This is a genomic window from Terrihalobacillus insolitus, from assembly GCF_028416575.1.
Taxonomy (GTDB): Bacteria; Bacillota; Bacilli; order Bacillales; family Amphibacillaceae; genus Terrihalobacillus; species Terrihalobacillus insolitus.
Genome location: NZ_JAMQKB010000004.1, coordinates 79,257 through 96,077, shown reverse-complemented (window position 1 = coordinate 96,077; position 16,821 = coordinate 79,257). Strand labels below are relative to the sequence as shown.

General features: G+C 37.7%; 16 protein-coding genes and 1 riboswitch. Of the genes, 3 read left to right on the top strand and 13 right to left on the bottom strand.

The annotated features are described in order from the left end of the window. Positions 1-330 precede the first annotated feature (330 nt). The 9 genes from NC797_RS06320 to NC797_RS06280 form a co-directional block, all read right to left on the bottom strand. Entirely contained in the window at positions 331-1,713 is a 1,383-nt protein-coding gene (locus tag NC797_RS06320; RefSeq protein WP_272435924.1) for an LLM class flavin-dependent oxidoreductase, read from the bottom strand. A 46-nt stretch (positions 1,714-1,759) separates the two neighbouring features. Next, positions 1,760-2,620 (bottom strand): MetQ/NlpA family ABC transporter substrate-binding protein, encoded by an 861-nt coding sequence (locus tag NC797_RS06315; protein ID WP_272435923.1) that lies wholly within the window; start codon positions 2,618-2,620, stop codon positions 1,760-1,762. A gap of 28 nt (positions 2,621-2,648) precedes the next feature. After that, a complete protein-coding gene (locus tag NC797_RS06310) occupies positions 2,649-3,311 on the bottom strand; it encodes a methionine ABC transporter permease (RefSeq protein WP_272435922.1) in 663 nt (220 codons plus the stop codon). Next, positions 3,280-4,326 carry a methionine ABC transporter ATP-binding protein gene (locus NC797_RS06305; RefSeq protein ID WP_272435921.1) on the bottom strand — a complete coding sequence of 349 codons (1,047 nt, stop codon included), beginning with the start codon at positions 4,324-4,326 and terminating at the stop codon, positions 3,280-3,282. The genes NC797_RS06310 and NC797_RS06305 overlap by 32 nt, the downstream gene beginning before the upstream one ends. 171 nt (positions 4,327-4,497) lie before the next feature. Beyond that, a complete protein-coding gene (locus tag NC797_RS06300; protein ID WP_272435920.1) occupies positions 4,498-5,883 on the bottom strand; it encodes an LLM class flavin-dependent oxidoreductase in 1,386 nt (461 codons plus the stop codon). A gap of 38 nt (positions 5,884-5,921) precedes the next feature. Next, positions 5,922-6,620 (bottom strand): NADPH-dependent FMN reductase, encoded by a 699-nt coding sequence (gene ssuE, locus NC797_RS06295; RefSeq protein ID WP_334313217.1) that lies wholly within the window; start codon positions 6,618-6,620, stop codon positions 5,922-5,924. Positions 6,621-6,744: 124 nt separating this feature from the next. Then, positions 6,745-6,918: a YezD family protein gene (locus NC797_RS06290; protein ID WP_272435919.1), complete on the bottom strand. Its 174-nt coding sequence runs from the start codon at positions 6,916-6,918 to the stop codon at positions 6,745-6,747. Between the two features lie 193 nt (positions 6,919-7,111). Further along, positions 7,112-7,215, bottom strand: a riboswitch (SAM riboswitch). Positions 7,216-7,267: 52 nt separating this feature from the next. After that, a complete protein-coding gene (locus NC797_RS06285; protein WP_272435918.1) occupies positions 7,268-8,809 on the bottom strand; it encodes an MDR family MFS transporter in 1,542 nt (513 codons plus the stop codon). 415 nt (positions 8,810-9,224) lie between these two features. Beyond that, positions 9,225-10,481: a SpoIID/LytB domain-containing protein gene (locus NC797_RS06280; protein ID WP_272435917.1), complete on the bottom strand. Its 1,257-nt coding sequence runs from the start codon at positions 10,479-10,481 to the stop codon at positions 9,225-9,227. Between the two features lie 161 nt (positions 10,482-10,642). Between NC797_RS06280 and NC797_RS06275 the strand changes: the two genes are divergently transcribed. Beyond that, complete coding sequence (locus NC797_RS06275; protein ID WP_272435916.1) at positions 10,643-11,092, top strand: YmaF family protein; 450 nt, start codon at positions 10,643-10,645, stop codon at positions 11,090-11,092. A 226-nt stretch (positions 11,093-11,318) separates the two neighbouring features. Here NC797_RS06275 and NC797_RS06270 read toward each other — a convergent pair whose 3' ends face one another. Further along, positions 11,319-11,690: a hypothetical protein gene (locus NC797_RS06270; RefSeq protein WP_272435915.1), complete on the bottom strand. Its 372-nt coding sequence runs from the start codon at positions 11,688-11,690 to the stop codon at positions 11,319-11,321. Between the two features lie 238 nt (positions 11,691-11,928). Here NC797_RS06270 and NC797_RS06265 point away from each other — a divergent pair, with 238 nt between their 5' ends. Continuing rightward, complete coding sequence (locus tag NC797_RS06265; protein ID WP_272435914.1) at positions 11,929-12,096, top strand: hypothetical protein; 168 nt, start codon at positions 11,929-11,931, stop codon at positions 12,094-12,096. Positions 12,097-12,252: 156 nt separating this feature from the next. Continuing rightward, entirely contained in the window at positions 12,253-12,702 is a 450-nt protein-coding gene (locus NC797_RS06260) for a S1 domain-containing RNA-binding protein (protein ID WP_272435913.1), read from the top strand. 335 nt (positions 12,703-13,037) lie between these two features. Here NC797_RS06260 and NC797_RS06255 read toward each other — a convergent pair whose 3' ends face one another. The 3 genes from NC797_RS06255 to NC797_RS06245 all read right to left on the bottom strand — a co-directional run bounded on the left by NC797_RS06255 (position 13,038) and on the right by NC797_RS06245 (position 16,734). Further along, on the bottom strand, positions 13,038-15,059 hold the full coding sequence (locus NC797_RS06255) for a TRAP transporter permease (protein WP_272435912.1): 2,022 nt from the start codon (positions 15,057-15,059) through the stop codon (positions 13,038-13,040). Continuing rightward, positions 15,052-15,582: a DUF1850 domain-containing protein gene (locus NC797_RS06250; RefSeq protein ID WP_272435911.1), complete on the bottom strand. Its 531-nt coding sequence runs from the start codon at positions 15,580-15,582 to the stop codon at positions 15,052-15,054. The genes NC797_RS06255 and NC797_RS06250 overlap by 8 nt, the downstream gene beginning before the upstream one ends. A gap of 129 nt (positions 15,583-15,711) precedes the next feature. Continuing rightward, positions 15,712-16,734 carry a TAXI family TRAP transporter solute-binding subunit gene (locus tag NC797_RS06245; protein ID WP_272435910.1) on the bottom strand — a complete coding sequence of 341 codons (1,023 nt, stop codon included), beginning with the start codon at positions 16,732-16,734 and terminating at the stop codon, positions 15,712-15,714. Positions 16,735-16,821 lie beyond the last annotated feature (87 nt).

Sequence of the window (16,821 nt, the reverse complement as noted above, 5' to 3'; positions counted from 1 at the left end):
CAGGCCGTTATTTGCTATAAATGGGCTGTTTTTGGCTGGATTTTCAGCAATTAACGGCCTCTCAGTCCGCGAAACCTCCCAATACCACGGATTTTGGCCAAATAAGAGCCTCTGAGTCCGCTAAAAATTTCAATGCGGACTCAGAGGCCCTTATTTTCAGTAAAAAGCTTGATTTCCTTGCGTTAGCGGACTCACAGGCCGTTATTTGCTATAAAACGGCTGTTTTCGGCTGGATTTTCAGCAATTAACGGCAAGACGATAACCTTACCGTTGTGATCAAAAAAATGCTGTGGATTTTCAGCAGGTTTTGATTATCCAATTCATTTATAGTTATTTCGTAATATAGGATTGCCTATGTATTCTACCAGGGTGATCGTCTGGTAATACGCTACTCCCATGTTCAAACAATTTTTCCCTCAATGTTCCTTTTGCATATTCGGTTTTGTATATTCCACGACGCTGGAGTTCAGGGACAACTAAGTCAATAAACTCCTCTAAGCTAGCTGGTGTAACGAAATGAGCAAGGTTAAATCCATCTAATCCAGCCTCCTCAAATTGATATTGAATCGCATCCGCAACTTCCACAGGGTTACCGACTAACACATTGTTACTATTAATTGTTTCAAAACGATTGAGCACTTCTTTGACTGTCAGTTTTTTTGGTTGATCCTTTGTTAAGGATTTAGCACTTGTTTGTCCGTGCTCTGTATGCTTATATTCAAAATAGTCATCTTGGTCTGTATATTCACTTAAATCATAACCACTCCCGCCACCATATAAAGCTTTTGCAGCGTCTGGGCTCCACAATTTGTTGTACTCTGCGAATTTTAAGTCTGCTTCCTCAGTTGTTTCGGCTACAACGACATTTAAGAAAGAAAGTGCTTTTATATGGTCAGGATTCCGTCCCCATTTTTCAGCACGAGCCTTAATATCTTCAATATAATACCTAATTTTTTCAGGATTTGGCCCGCCAACAAACACACACTCTGCATGCTTTGCCGCAAACTCTCGCCCTTTTTCTGACGTACCAGCTTGATATATAACTGGTGTTCGCTGCAAAGAAGGTTCACTCAAATGAGGCCCCTCGACATTGAAATAAAAACCATTATGATTGATTTGATGAACTTTACCGGGATCTGTTAATGTTTTACTCACTACATCCTCAATAATCGCTCCATCTTCCCAACTGGACTCCCATAGCTTGTAGGATACCTCTAAAAACTCATCAGCCATATCGTACCGCTCATCATGTTTAACCATGTTATCAAGCCCAAAGTTCCGTGCAGCGTTCGGTAAATATGATGTAACTATGTTCCAAGCTATTCTCCCTTTGGTCAAATGATCTAATGTGGAAAAACGTCTTGCATTAGAAAAAGGGTGATCATAAGTTGTACTAACCGTAACTGCAAACGATAAGTTTTCCGTAACACTAGCCATTGCTGGAACAACGAACGCAGGGTCATTTAAAGGAATCTGCAACCCGTCACGAATCGCTGGGTCTTTACTTTGTTGATACACATCGTAGACACCCGCTACATCAGCGAAGAATGCAGCATCGAACAGACCTCGTTCCAGTAGTTTGGCCATGTCTATCCAATAATCTAAATCTTTGTAACGTCTCGTTCTTTGGTTGTCAGGGTGTTTCCAAAGCCCATGTGAGTTATGCATAGCACTTGTCATATCAAAGGCATTCAAAATAATTTGTTTTGTCATAGGATCCCTACCTTTTATCCTAATTTTTTTATTATTTCTACCTTGCCTACTCATTCATTAAACGTTCAAGAGTTTGCTTGAGATCTTTTACTGAAACATCAACAACCTCACCTTGACCGGCTGTATCTTTCTTATATGCCTCTTTTATTTCTGGGTCTTGAATTAAAGTTGCTACCTTTTTATATGTTTCATTTTCGACATCTTCTGCTCGAACAGCAAATACATTTACGTATGGTAACCCCTCTATACTAAGAGGATCATTCTCGTAAAGCACATTGTTTGGGTCAATACCTGCCCTTCCTGCAATACTATTGTATATTGCAGAGAGGGCAACATCCTCAAGAGCCCTTGGCGTTTGTTGAGCATTCATTGCGTTAATTTCCAACTTTTTAGGATTGTTCGTTACATCTTCCGTAGTCCCAAAGATGCCTACCCCATCCTTCAACTCTATTAATCCAGCTGATTCAAGTAAACTTAAATCTAATCCCATATTTGCGGGGTCATTAGAAATGGCAACACTTGCACCATTAGGGATCTCCGAAATTTCGTTATATTTTTCTGAATAAAGCCCCTTAGGACCAACGAAACTAGAGCCAATTGGAACAAGATTAGCATCTCTTTGAACATTATATTGACTTAAAAAGGCTAAGTGTTGGAAGGCATTTATATCTATTTCCCCATTAACTAAGGCATCATTTGGCAACTGCCAATCTACTAACTCAATTATTTCTAAATTAATCCCTTCAGATTTCGCCTTTTCTACTAACAAATCCCAAACAGGCCCATCCGCACTAGAAACACCTAATTTCACAAGCTTTTCATCATTTCCTTCTGCAGAGGAACTACATGCCGACAGAATTGTAAGAGCTAGGATCATACAAATGGAAAAAAATAATTGTTTTTTCACGAACGTCATCTCCTTAAAAATTTTTATCTTATCTGCGTAGAAAGAAACGAGATAAATAATTCCCTAAATATTGAGCACCCTGCGCTAATACAATCAAAATTACAATCGTAACAACCATTACCGAGGTATCAAAGCGTTGGTAACCATAGCTCATTGCAATAGCACCCAATCCGCCGCCCCCAACAGTACCAGCCATTGCTGAGAAATCGATTAGTGCCACTGTTATAAATGTGAGTCCTAAAATAAGGGGCCCTAATGCTTCAGGAATTAAAACAGTAAATATAATTTGCACTGGGTTAGCTCCCATCGCTTGGGCTGCTTCAATCACACCAGGTTGAATGGATACAAGGTTGCTTTCAACAACACGCGCAATTGCAAATGATGCAGCAATAGTCATTGGAAACACCGCCGCCATTGTTCCAATTGTTGTTCCCATTAGTGTACGTGTAAGTGGACTAACTGCAACTAGTAAAATAATGAACGGAATCGGCCTTATAACATTGACCAGTATATTTAAAATAGAGAATACAGTTTTATTTTCTAATATATTTCCTTCACGAGTAACGAAAAACATTAAACCAATACCAATTCCGATCATACTTGCTATTAACAGGGTTAGAATAACCATTATGATGGTTTCCCCAAGTGCTTCTACAATTTTAGGCCAAAACGTGGTCCAATCTACTTTCACTGCCTAATACCTCCTTAACTTCAACGATTTCTCTTAGTTCGTTTACAGCCTCTTTCACAATAGAATCCGTCCCAATTAATTCGACAATCAAATTTCCATACAGCTGATCCTGAAGCTCATGAATGCTACCATACATAATATTAAAATCCAGATTATATTTTTTGGCTATTTGAGATATTATCGGTTTACTTGATACGCCTCCAGTAAATATAAGCCTATATATATTTCCTGAGTGTTCCCTATGCAAACGGTCTAGCAATCTTGGTGATAGGTTGTCGTTTAGTACGGAACTGATAAAATTTCTCGTTGTCTTCGATTGTGGATTTGAAAAAATATCATATACGTTCCCTTGCTCTATTACTTTTCCATCTTCCATTACTGCAACTCGACTACATATACTTCGAATCACATGCATTTCATGTGTAATCAATAAAATGGTAATGTCGTATTCCTTGTTTACTTTTTTTAATAGATTCAAAATTTCTTCCGTAGTTTCTGGATCTAAAGCTGAAGTTGCCTCATCACAGATAAGGATATCTGGAGAGGTAGCGAGTGCTCTTGCAATCCCGACTCTTTGTTTTTGACCTCCTGATAGTTGCTCTGGGTATTTATTTACTTTATCCTCTAAGCCTACGAAACGCAGCAATTCTTCTACGCGTTCATCTCTCTTGTCTTTTGGCACTTTCGCTAGCTTTAAGGGGTACGCAATATTACCAGCAACATTGCGTGAAGATAAAAGATTAAAAGACTGAAAAATCATCCCGATTCGGCTTCTTAATTTTCTTAGTTCTGTTTGTGAAATAGTACTTATTTCTTTTTCATTTACAATGATTTTTCCAAATGTTGGACGCTCTAATAAATTAACTAGTCTTAGTAATGTACTTTTTCCGGCTCCACTAAAGCCAATAATTCCAAATATTTCTCCTTTATTAATCGTTAGTGAAACGTCCTTTACCGCATGAACCTCCTGTCCGTCTGAACCAAATGTTTTCGTTACTTTATCGAATTTGATCATGGTACTCCCCCTTTTTATTCCAATAGAAAAAGACATCTTCACTCGACCTTTTTAAAATCATCGGAATGAAAGATGCCTTTAGTTGTCTAATCAGCATGCTATTTTTTTGTTCTACTTTAAATTATTAAGAGCAGTAGTTTGTTTTTAGGTAATGAGAAACGTTTCATACAACTATTTGGATGCTACTGCATGAGTTATTGCGTATTGCTTCCCTGGATGATGACCTGGTAACTGACTTCCCTTCCCAAATAAGCTATCTCTTAAAGTATCACCTTCATATTCTTTTCTTACTAGACCTCTTTCTTGTAAGATCGGCACAACCAATTCAACAAAATCTTGAAATGTACCAGGAGTTATTGCATAGGCAATGTTGAACCCATCTACTCCAGCTTCTTCTACCCATTGTTCCATTGTATCCGCAACTTGTTCTGGACTTCCAACAGATAGTGCTCCCATACCACCTAGGCCAACAAAATCTTTTATTTCATCTACTGTCCATTGTTTTTCTGGATCAATTTTGGTGAAATTTTCGACTGCAGACTGGATCGCATCATTTTCTACATAGCGAAGACTTTCATCTGAACTGTATTCTGACAAGTCAATACCAGTCCATCCCCCAAATAGAGCTAGTGCACCTTCATGGCTGATATGGTTCTTGTAATCACTGTACTTCTCAAGTGCTTCTTCTTCTGTTTTACCCACAATAGGAGTAAACATGGTAAGAATTTTCACTTCCTCAGGTGCTCTTCCCGCACCTTCAGCCTCTGCACGTAGCTTTTTAACAGTTTCCTTTGCTACATTGATAGTTGGGACTCCAATAAAGATACACTCTGCATTCCTTCCAGCAAATGCTCGCCCTTTCTTAGACGCTCCTGCTTGGTAAATGACTGGTGTTCTTTGTGGTGATGGCTCACATAAATGTGCACCAGGTACTTTATAATATTTCCCATCATGGTTTATATCATGGACTTTACTTGGGTCTGTGAAAATGCCATTCTCTTTATCTAGTAAAACGGCATCATCTTCCCAGCTCCCTTCCCACAACTTGTAACAAACTTCTAGGTATTCTTGAGCAATATCATAGCGCTCATCATGTTTAATTTGGTCTTCCAATCCCATATTGACTGCTGCACTTTTCAAATAAGATGTAACGATATTCCAGCCAACACGACCGTTTGTTAAATGATCCAGCGTAGATATGCGTCGCGCAAATGTATATGGATGTTCATGAGTGACAGAAGCAGTTACGCCAAATCCTAAGTGGTTCGTCACAGCTGACATTAATGGTACAACTAGTGACGGATCGTTAACTGGTGATTGTGCACCTTGACGAACAGCTGCATCCCTAGATCCTTGATAAACATCATAGGTTCCTAATACATCCGCTAAAAATATAGCGTCAAATTTTCCTTTTTCCAAAATCTGTGCAAGTTCTATCCAATATTCACTGTCTTTATAACGATGTGATTGATCTTTTGGATGTGTCCAAAGCCCAGGTGATTGGTGTCCAGCACAGTTCATATCAAATGCATTTAAATACATTCTTTTCTTTGCCATAATAGAAAATCCCCTTTACAAATTGAATTATATATCCCTTATAAAACAGCATTTTTCTGTCTATTTACTGTTTCAACAAAGTAATAAAGCTGCTTCTTTAATCGGTCTAAAATTTCATTTTGAACGATTGGATTGTCTATCTGTCTTTTATCTATTTGACTGTCCAGTAAATAAACGCCCTTTAAATTTTGACCTTTTAATGTAGCTAATAAAGGCTTTAATGTGTACTCAATCGCCAATAAATGTGATGGACTACCACCTGTCATTAAAGGTAATACCGGTGTACCCTGTAACACATCTTGAGGTAATAAATCTAACAAAGCCTTCAACACTCCTGAGTAGGCTGCCTTATATACTGGTGATCCGACTACAACGCCCTTGGCCCCTTGAATTAGAGAGGCTACATTCTCAATAGCTGGATCGTTAAACTTACCGTAAAATAATGCCTCATGTGGAACATCTCTAATGGAAATATGCGTTACTATAAATCCTTCTTTTTTTAGTAATGATCCGATATATTTCAAAACTAAATCCGATCTAGAACTTTCAGATGGACTTCCAGACAATATAACTATTTCACTCATCACTCTCATCCTTTCTTGTTTATAACTTTGAAAATCCTCTAATACTATTTTCATTTTTAAGTAAATCCCCCCTTTTGTAATAGTAATAGTAATAGTTACAGAATCATCCTTCTGTTCTGGCTCAAAGGTTTTCATTACTTTTTCATGTGTCATTAGCAGTAGTTCTCAAACAAAAAAGCACCCTTATTCATAACGTCAACAAAAACGTTTTGAAATAAAGATGCCTTTAGTCGTCTAATCGGCAAATTGGTTATTCATTCTATTACGAAGTGCATTACTAATTATTCTTCGGTGATTTTGGTTCGTTTTTTTGTAACGTGAAACGCTTCTTTTCTGTCGCATCAATCTGTGTTATTTCACCGTTATGGACTGTGATTACAACGGATCCATACTCCAATCCTTTTAGAGTTGATAAAATATGTTTTACTTTTGTGTCATCAAGGTTCCCCATATAAAAATCCCCCTTGTTTTTATGCAGTGAAACGATTACCAGTAGGTGTGACTTAAGCAAGAATACACGCGGATAAACCGGATTCTTTTTCATTGCGCTTCTGGTTGACCAGAAAGCACATTTTTCATTTTGATCAAAATAAAAACCCTCTTCCGCATAAGAAGAGGGTAAAAGTAATCCGTTCACTTTTCTCTTCTTATCTTTTCAAGCATTATGCTTGCTGGAATTGGCACAGTACAAAAAATGTCTGTTGCCGAGGTTTCAATGGGCCAGTCCCTCCACCTCTCTGGATAAGAAAAAATCTACTATGAATTTGTACTTAATAATGTACATGGATTTCATTTATTTGTCAATTACCTTTTTTGAATTTTTTCATTTTTTTAACACCCGATTTAGTATTCCTCTCAAAATGCGGCAAAAAAGTGATAATGATAAGGCTAATAATGGCTAGAACTAATAGACTCCAGTAGACACTTTGAAGCGAAAGGGTTAGACCTTCTTGGATTAACTTCACCGTTTCTTCTCCAAGTATACGTCTGCTTTCAGGATCTAGAATTGAATTTGTCACATTGACATCAACTGAGATGTCTAACGCATCCGTTTTTTGATCTAGAAAAGCTTGCAATCTAGTATTCAAGATTGCACCCATAAGTGATGCACCAATCGTGTTACCTAAAATGCGCATAAACATGTTCGAGGCTGTTGCGACCCCGCGCACCTTCCACTCTACACTGCTTTGAATCGAAACAATAAATGTTGTCGTAGCAAATCCCATGCCACTTCCAATAAAAAAGGAACCAACCCCCGCCCATACAGGGCCAAGTTTAGGTGTGAGGGTAATAAAAAAGATAGAGCCAATGATTAAATTTATTCCACCAATGATTGCTGTTCTAAGATATCCAATCTTTATCATCAGCCTCCCAGCAATCGTGGAGGAAATAGGCCATCCAATCGACATCATCCCCAACGTAATACCTGCAACAATAGGGGAACGTTCCATGACACCTTGCACAAATGTTGGTAAAAAAGTGGAAACGCCAATCATAATAGCGCCTGTTGTTAAAGAACCAATATTTGCCACGGCAATAATACGATTTTTCCAGATCCCTAGTGGCATCATTGGTTCACTTGCTCTCGTTTCTTGCCAAAAGAAAAAGACAAAAGTAATCAAAAATAGAGCCATAAGACCCAAACTAGGTGAAGAAATCCAGCTCCACGAAACACCACCTTGGATAAGCAGGATCATTAGCGAACTTACAGAAATGAATAATAAACTAGATCCAAGATAATCAATGTTATGTTTCTTTTGTTCGATATCCTCGTGTAAATAGTTCACAATTCCAATAATAGCCAAAATACCAATCGGAACATTGATCCAAAACACCCATCCCCAGTACAAATATTGTACAAAAAGTGCCCCAAGCATTGGGCCAGCAACAGAAGAAATCCCCCAAACACTGGCTAAGTATCCTTGGATTTTCGCCCTTTCTTCCTTTGTATAAATATCGCCGACAATCGTTGTTGCGATTGGTTGGACAGCTCCTGCACCAATCCCTTGAATGGATCGAAATACGATGAGCATTGGCATCGTTTTTACAAAACCACACAGAATGGAACCAATTAAAAAAATAATGACCCCAATCGTAAAAATGGATTTTCTACCGAATAAATCAGCTAATTTCCCGTAGATCGGAATCGTCACGGCCTGCATTAATAAAAAAGCGGAAAATACCCATGTGAAAAGTGAGAAACCACCGACATCAGCTACAATACTTGGAGTTGCAGTCGAAACAATCGTAGCTTCAATTGCCGCCATAAACATTCCTAAGATAACTGCAGCCAACACCAGTGGGCGGTTTGTTTTTTTAGTTTCTAAACGAGTATGTACCATAAATACAAGGTCCTTTCATTTCTTCTAGAAATAGAATTTTACACTTTTAGATCTATCTCCTGCAACCGTTTAATTGATTAAAAAAACAAGAATTGCCAATCATATGTATATGCAATGTCTTTTCTTATACTTTAATCCGACCAAAAATCACTTTCTTAAAGTGTTAAAAGACTGGATAAAATCTATGTATATTCCACACTTACTAGAATTTCAAAAAACATAAAGTAGCTTGATTCACAAACAATAATTTTCGCTAAAGGGTGCTTAAATGAAACACGAACACATGGATTTTAATAAAATCCATGTGTTTCTATTCTAACATGTTATTTTCACAATATTTGCGGTTTTTTTACAGTTTGTCCAAAGTATTGAACTACTTATAATTTGATAGTAAACATTGTCATGGAGGATTGTTTTACTTTTGTTTCAAATGGGTAATAGTTGTCCCTGGATAATAAAATTGGAGAATCTCTTCATAGGTTTTTCCTTTTTCCCCCATAAAATGTGCTCCCCATTGGCTCATCCCTACACCGTGACCGTACCCTTTTCCTTTCATTGTGTATAATTCGTCATTCATTTCAAGTGATTCAATCAAATAACTTTTAAATCGGTTACCGCCAATCATAGGGCGAATCCGATCAAGTTTCACATCGTCCAATGCTAGTTGTTGAAATAAAACCGTTCCTTCTGGCAACCGTTGTAAAAATTCAATGGTAATAGAGCCTTTCACACTTCGCTTTGATTCCAATTGTTCTTTTGATAACTCAAAACGAGGAATAGAAAGAATTTTGATGTCGCCCATATACCCTTTTCTGTAAAGCGATTTTTTCATAGATGTGGTGATTTCCTCATCCTTTTCTTTTATTTCACCCCACCAATTCGGATGATCCCAGTTGATGTCATCCATTGAAACTTGTGTCTGATGTAAAGTGAATCTCCATGGATTAACGGGGTCATGGGGATCTTTTTTGATTGGAAAATAGGACATAGCTTTTCCTCCCCATACATGAGCATTATTCTCCGTGTATCCACCATTGCTTGCAGAATAGAAAGCATTGATCAGTTTATTTTGAAAGGTTATCACTTCTCCACTCGTTTCCTCTACTGCTATTGTGGCTTTATCACTCCATGAATATCCTTCGTAAACTTGGTCTTGTATTGTATCTTTTATTTCCTTATTTATGTGGGAAACAGCATACGTCCGTGCAGCCAATGCTTGAGCTTTTAGTGTTTCAATTCCCCAAGAAGGAAATACTTCAAATGGAACAACTCCTTTTAAGTAATCCTCTAGCGGTAATTGGTTAACTGGGCGTACGTACTTCTCCTCCTCTATACGAAATTCAACCGCTCCTAAATATGGTCGTTCATTTATATAAATGTTGTGCTCCTTATCATAACTTTTGGGGATAAGAATAAAAGGAGCTTGTATTTTCTGTTTATTCCCATCGCCTTCCAAAATAAATTTCCCTTTTTTAACCGATAACGTATAGTTCCCTCCTTTTTTTAGCGAAAATGTTGGATCAAGCGTTACATAATCTCCTTTAAGTTGAATATTCAAATCTGAAGTATCGCCAATATGATTCATCAACTTTACAGATACCATTTCTTCTGCCTCTAATGTAACTGGAAATAGGAAGGATACGACAAATACGAATAATAATAAATATCTCATACACTTTATATTTCCTAAGTGAAACACAATTATTCTGAACGCACTAATCGAAATTGACGAGTAGGCTATTTTGCCCTTTGAGAAATAGGCTATTTACTAAGTTACTAACAAGGCGGGTGTAACATACTTTAATAAAGAAAATGTATGAAGGAGTTGTAAAAATGCAATATAGAAGTGTACATCCCCAGTATTATAGTTCATTTCCGGCCCCTGACCCATTCGTAAATGGAACGGGGTATCCTCACTTAAGCAATCCAGAAACAGTAGGAACCGATCACCATTTTAGAAAAGAAACACAAATGAATCTGAATCCAAACGAAAAAACAGGTCATACGCACGGCCATAATGGCGCAACCACGTGTAACGATGAGCATGTTCACATGCATCCGGGAGTTACAAGTACCCCTATCGAGACAAAAGAAGGGCATATTCATAAAGTCTGGGGTAATACCACTTTTGACGATGGTCACATCCATTATTATGAAGCATACACTGGACCTCCCATTCCTTTGCCAAATGGCTATCACACCCATTATGCAGAGATTAAAACGACTGAGGCTGATGGACATATTCATATGATTAAAGGCTTTACAAAGCCATCACAAAGTTAATCTTTAAATGGTTTTAGGGTTTTAGACCCCCACCTCTAAACGAAGCGTAGGTGGGATTTTCCAATCAGGTGGAGTCGAGACTCCATCTGATTCCCCGATGTTTCAACTTGCTGAAACGAGTTCGTTTTTGTACTGTCATTTATAATATATACGCACAATTTCATAGAATGAATAGCTAAATCCATTAGTTAGTGGTAAAATTAAGGAATAGTATGTGATTTAATCGTTACTTCAGTAATTTGATTACTTTGTTTAGTACTTCCTTGTCCTTTGATGATACAGTCTTCGGTTTCTTTGGGGACACGACACTTACCTTTTCTTTTTGATTCTTTACCGTTACAATCTGTAAGTAAAAGGCAACTGATTCTCTGTCGCCATTTAAATATCCTCTTAAAATTTTCATTTTATTCGTTGAACCAGTCATTTTCCCATTATAGTCCCATTCTATTCCGTTCTCGTATCTCTTGTCCATTTTTTCTTTTAATGCTAAGGCTTCGGAAACAGCCTCTTTTGGAGTGCTAAAGAATGAATTTCTTCTATTCATTCCTGTCATCTTGAATCCATCTCCAGCTTTAGCTTGATATAAATTACTTGTCATAACGGTCATCCTTTCAATGTGGGCTTCACCCTCTGATGGCACGTTTTATGCACCTAAACTTAAAAGGGTATATTCCTCTACTAATAGTATACTCTTTATTACCAGATAATACCACCAAAACGGTGAAACGTGTTTATTAAATTGAAAACTTGGGTAGGAATAGAAACTATAGACCGGTTTGAAAAATTAATCTGAGCATTTCTTTATTCACCAAATCAAAGGAAAAGTGGGGTCCATAATGAAAAATAAAAATAAATTCCAACGCAAGCAAAAAGTTACCCTCAAATCAACCGGAGAAATAGTTACGATAAACGACTGGAGCTACGTTGAAAATATGAAGCGTTACTCCTATACAGTAGAAGAGTACCCGAACACATTTTATTTTGAAGAGGAATTGGAAGAATAGTTATAACATCAGGGAGAAAATCCACCCATTTGTTGTTCGCTATTTTAACTCTATTTGACAATGAATTTTTGGCTGTGCACAGAAACATTCATTTGATATTACTTCCTTTATTTGTTATAATGAATTGGTTTTAATTTTATTAAGGGGGAACTTTTTTTGTCAATCGAAATAGGCAGCAAGGTACAAGGTAAGGTAACAGGCATCACCAATTTTGGAGCATTCGTAGAGTTACCTGGAGGCACAACAGGTCTTGTGCACATTAGTGAAGTAGCGGATAGCTATGTAAAAGATGTGAATGACTATCTTACAGTAGGCGATCAAGTTGAAGTAAAAGTGATTAGTGAGAAGGATGGAAAAACTGCCTTGTCCATCAAAAAAGCGATAGATAAACCAGAAGGACAAAGCAATTCCTATTCCCAGCGTTCACCGCGCCAGGGAAGAGATGATCGGAACGCAAAGAAATTCCGCTCAAAAGGTAATTTCAAGCCAAAGGAAACTTTTGAAGATAAAATGGCTCAATTTTTAAAATCAAGTGAAGAAAATTTATATAACCTCAAACGTAACACCGAAACAAAACGGGGCGGCAGAGGCGGAAGACGCGGATAACCCACTGCAATTTTTAATATTTTATCCTAATAAGAGGTTGTTCAAAAAGTCACCAAATGATAAGCGGCGCATCTCTTCGTTGGCTTGTTTTTCCGTTACTCACGTATTAAAAGCATACGTTCCGTTACTCAAAACAGCGCCGCCTCGACCTGCTTGCTTCTAATTTGCCGACTTTTTGAACACACACTATAAGATATGGGCAAGCCTGATTACACCGGCTTGCCCTGTTTGCTATGGCTTTAAATGGGTTGATTTGTTAAAAATTACAACTCAAAAAATGCCAGATACCCTTTTGTGAACATCTAGACACAAATGGCACCTGACACTATAATGCTTTAATTTAGACCTTTTTCTAGTTTGGTTTCGTCCTTTTTGTGTTTGGTCATGATCTGTACAATAAGCAGTATAGCAAAAACACCAAATCCAATTAGGTCTGAATTTCCTTCTGGATAAATCAAAAGTATACCTGTAACCATAGTAATAATTCGCTCTATCCAATTAATCTTCCGGTACCAGTATCCAATCATACCCGCACCGATTGAAATCATACCGAGAAATGCTGTTATTAAAGAAAGTGTAATTTCTACAGTAGTCGCATTAATCATCAGTAGCTGTGGACTTAACACAAACATATACGGAATAATATAAGCAGCAATTGCCAATTTTGATGCATTAAAACCAGTCCGAATTGGTTCTCCACCCGAAATTCCGGTTGCAGCAAAGGCGGCAAGCGCAACTGGTGGTGTAATATCTGCTAGGATTCCAAAGTAAAACACAAACATGTGAGCTGCGAGTACAGGAATTGCAAATTGATATTGGTCATTTAAAGCAACAATAGCTGGTAATGCAATTGTTGATGTAATAATATAGTTTGCTGTTGTTGGTGAACCCATTCCAATGATTATGGAAGTGATCATTGTAAAAAACAATGTTAGCAACAACAGTGCTTGTGGTGAGCTTGTAATGGAACCTGCTATATCAACAAGACCGTTGCCCAATTTCAATCCCAAACCTGTTTTTGTTACAACACCCACAATTATACCTGCACTAGCTGTTGCAGCTGCTACACCCAATGCGGTACGTGCACCCGTTGTCAGTCCCTCCATTAATTTACTTAATGTGAATTTGTTATCCTTCAAAAACATATTCGTATCTTTTCGAAACAAACTAATCCCTATGGTAATGATAATTCCATATATAGCTGTTCTATCAATACTGTAACCCTGAAATAACATATATACTATCGCTAGTATCGGTAACAACAAGTATATTTTTTTTAGTGTTTCCTTTTTGTTCGGTATTTCTTCCTTTGACAACCCCATTAACCCTAATCTCTTAGCTTCAAAATGGGTCATGATCCAAATTCCCGTGAAGTATAAAATTGCTGGGATGACTGCTGCCTTAGCGATTTCCCAATAGCCAACACCTGCAAATTCAATCATCAAAAACGCAGCAGCACCCATAATTGGTGGCATGATTTGTCCACCTGTTGATGATGCGGCTTCTACACCACCTGCAAAGTTCCGACTATACCCCAGTCTCTTCATCATTGGGATCGTATAGGAACCAGTTGTAACAGTATTTGCAACCGAGCTTCCTGAAATTGTTCCGTTTAGTGCACTAGAGAAAATGGCAACTTTCGCAGGACCACCAATACGACGACCAGCAATTACAAGAGCCAAGTCATTAAAATACATACCTATTCCTGTTTGAATCAAAAAAGCCCCAAATAACAGGAACAGAAAGATATAGGTGGAAGATACTTGTAATGGTGTACCTAAAATACCTTGTGTTGTAAAAAACATCGCATCAATTAATTGTCCAAGACTAAGTCCTCGGTGTGCCAGCATACCAGGCATTTGTTGGCCAAATATCGCATAGAGAAGGAACACAGCGGATATAATTGTGATCGGAAGACCTACAGCTCGTCTTGCCGCCTCTAGGACTAATAGAATCGCTATACCCCCAATAACCATTTGTGCCCCATCAATTCCGCCAATTTGCTGAACTAAATCTTCATAAAAAAATGGCCAGTATCCTGAAACAACAATGGATAATAGTACGAGGATCCAATCATACCAAGCAACACTTCTTTTATTCCCTTTCCTTCTGGCTGGAAATAACAGAAAAATAAGTGACAACGCAAAGCCTAAGTGGACTGTTCGCTGTATATATGCGGTGTATACACCGAACGCACCAGTATAGAGTTGAAATAAAGAAAATGCAATCAAACCAATATACACTACCCATCCAGCAAAGCCTGTTAATCTTCTCGTACTGGATTCAATGTCATATTTTTCGAGCAGCTTCTGTTGCTCGTCTGCTAATAATTGGTCGTTTTCTTTGTTTTTACTCACTTATTTTCACTCCTTTCACATACTCCCATAGAGATATTTTTTCAACTAAAATCGTAAACCATGCCCCTGGTTCGAAATATTTATTAAACCAAACCATATTACCTTCTTCAGAGTTTTCTGCTCCCCATACTAGTCGATTTTTTGAAACCGTTTTTCCGTTCCGAATCTTCATAGAAGGAAAAATATTATTCAAATCTGTTATGTGATACTTTCCGTCTTTATATTCAAATGTTGCTCCTTCTTCAGCGTTGGAAGGCATTCCTATTCCAAATTTTTCGTAAACGATCTCATACTGCTCGATTGTTAGGTCATCTGTAACTCGATATTTTTCAACAACGTCCGTTAAATGAATAGAATGCGTGAAAATGACTTGGAAGGTTTCCCCTTTTTTGATTGGTAGGAACGCTTCCATGTTATCTGTGTTTTTTTCATAAAAAACCAACGCGGTTCGGGAGGGAACGAGCATTACGATGAGAATGATGAGTAGGACAAGCAGGGTGAGTAATACGACCTTTAACTTCATTGAAAATTCCACCAATTCATAGACATGATATAGAAAGCATATGTACTACATAAATAACCGGCAGCAATCACCTACAATAGGATCAACTGCCGGCCTTTCCATTCTATCATTTCGTTAATTGCTACCTAACTATTCCAATACTCCTACTTCTTTGAAGTATTTTTCTGCACCAGGATGCAAGTCAATACCAACACCATCTAAAGCAGATTCAGTAGTAATGTATTCACCTTTAGCGTGTGTAATTTTATCTGTATTTTCAAAGATCGCCTTTGTAATGTCATAAACAACGTCTTCAGATAAACTATCTGTTACAGCAATCATCGCTAAAACTGCAACTGTAGTTACATCTTCTTCAAGCCCATACGTACCAGCTTTGATCGTATCTTTTGCATAATATGGATATTGTTCAACAAGCGCATCAATTTTGTCTTGTTCAATTGGTACAATGCTTACATCTGTAGTCGCAGTTAAGCCTTCTACAGCGCCAGTTGGTGTACCAGATGTAATGAATGCTGCATCGATATTTCCGTCTTGGATTCCACCTGTAGATTCACCAAAATCAAGGTTTTGCGCATCTATATCATCCATAGTTATTCCATAAGCACTAAGGATTTGTTCTGCGTTAACATATGTTCCTGATCCAGGTGCTCCAACCGAAACGGTTTTACCTTTTAAATCTGCAACGGATTCAATTCCTGAATCTTTCGTTGTAACGATTTGAATTGTTTCGGGATAGAGTGACCCAATTGCTAATACATTATCAACGGGATTACCTTCAAAAGAATTGATACCTTCTATTGCATTTGCAGTTACGTCTGTTTGAACAAAAGCTAATTCAGCTTCTTCTGCTTGTAAGGCAGCAATATTATCTGCTGAGGCGTTTGATGAGATTGCATCTGTTTGAATGCCTGTTTCATCTGTTATAATACTAGCCATTTCGCCACCTAGTGGGTAATATGTACCGCTTGTTCCACCAGTCAACAGACTTAAAAATTCAGGAGCTTCTTCACCTTCACTAGCGCCTTCACCTTCAGATCCTGTATCATTTCCTGTGTCTGTATCTGTTTCGCCTTCACTGTTACCGCCACCACAAGCTGCTAGAAACATGGTTAACGATAGTAGCAAAAGAGTCATAAATAGAAACTTTTTCATAACTTATAATCCCCCTTATATTTTATTACTTATATCACATGTATTTTATACTTATTTTACTGTAACTGTCAATATATCATAAAAAAC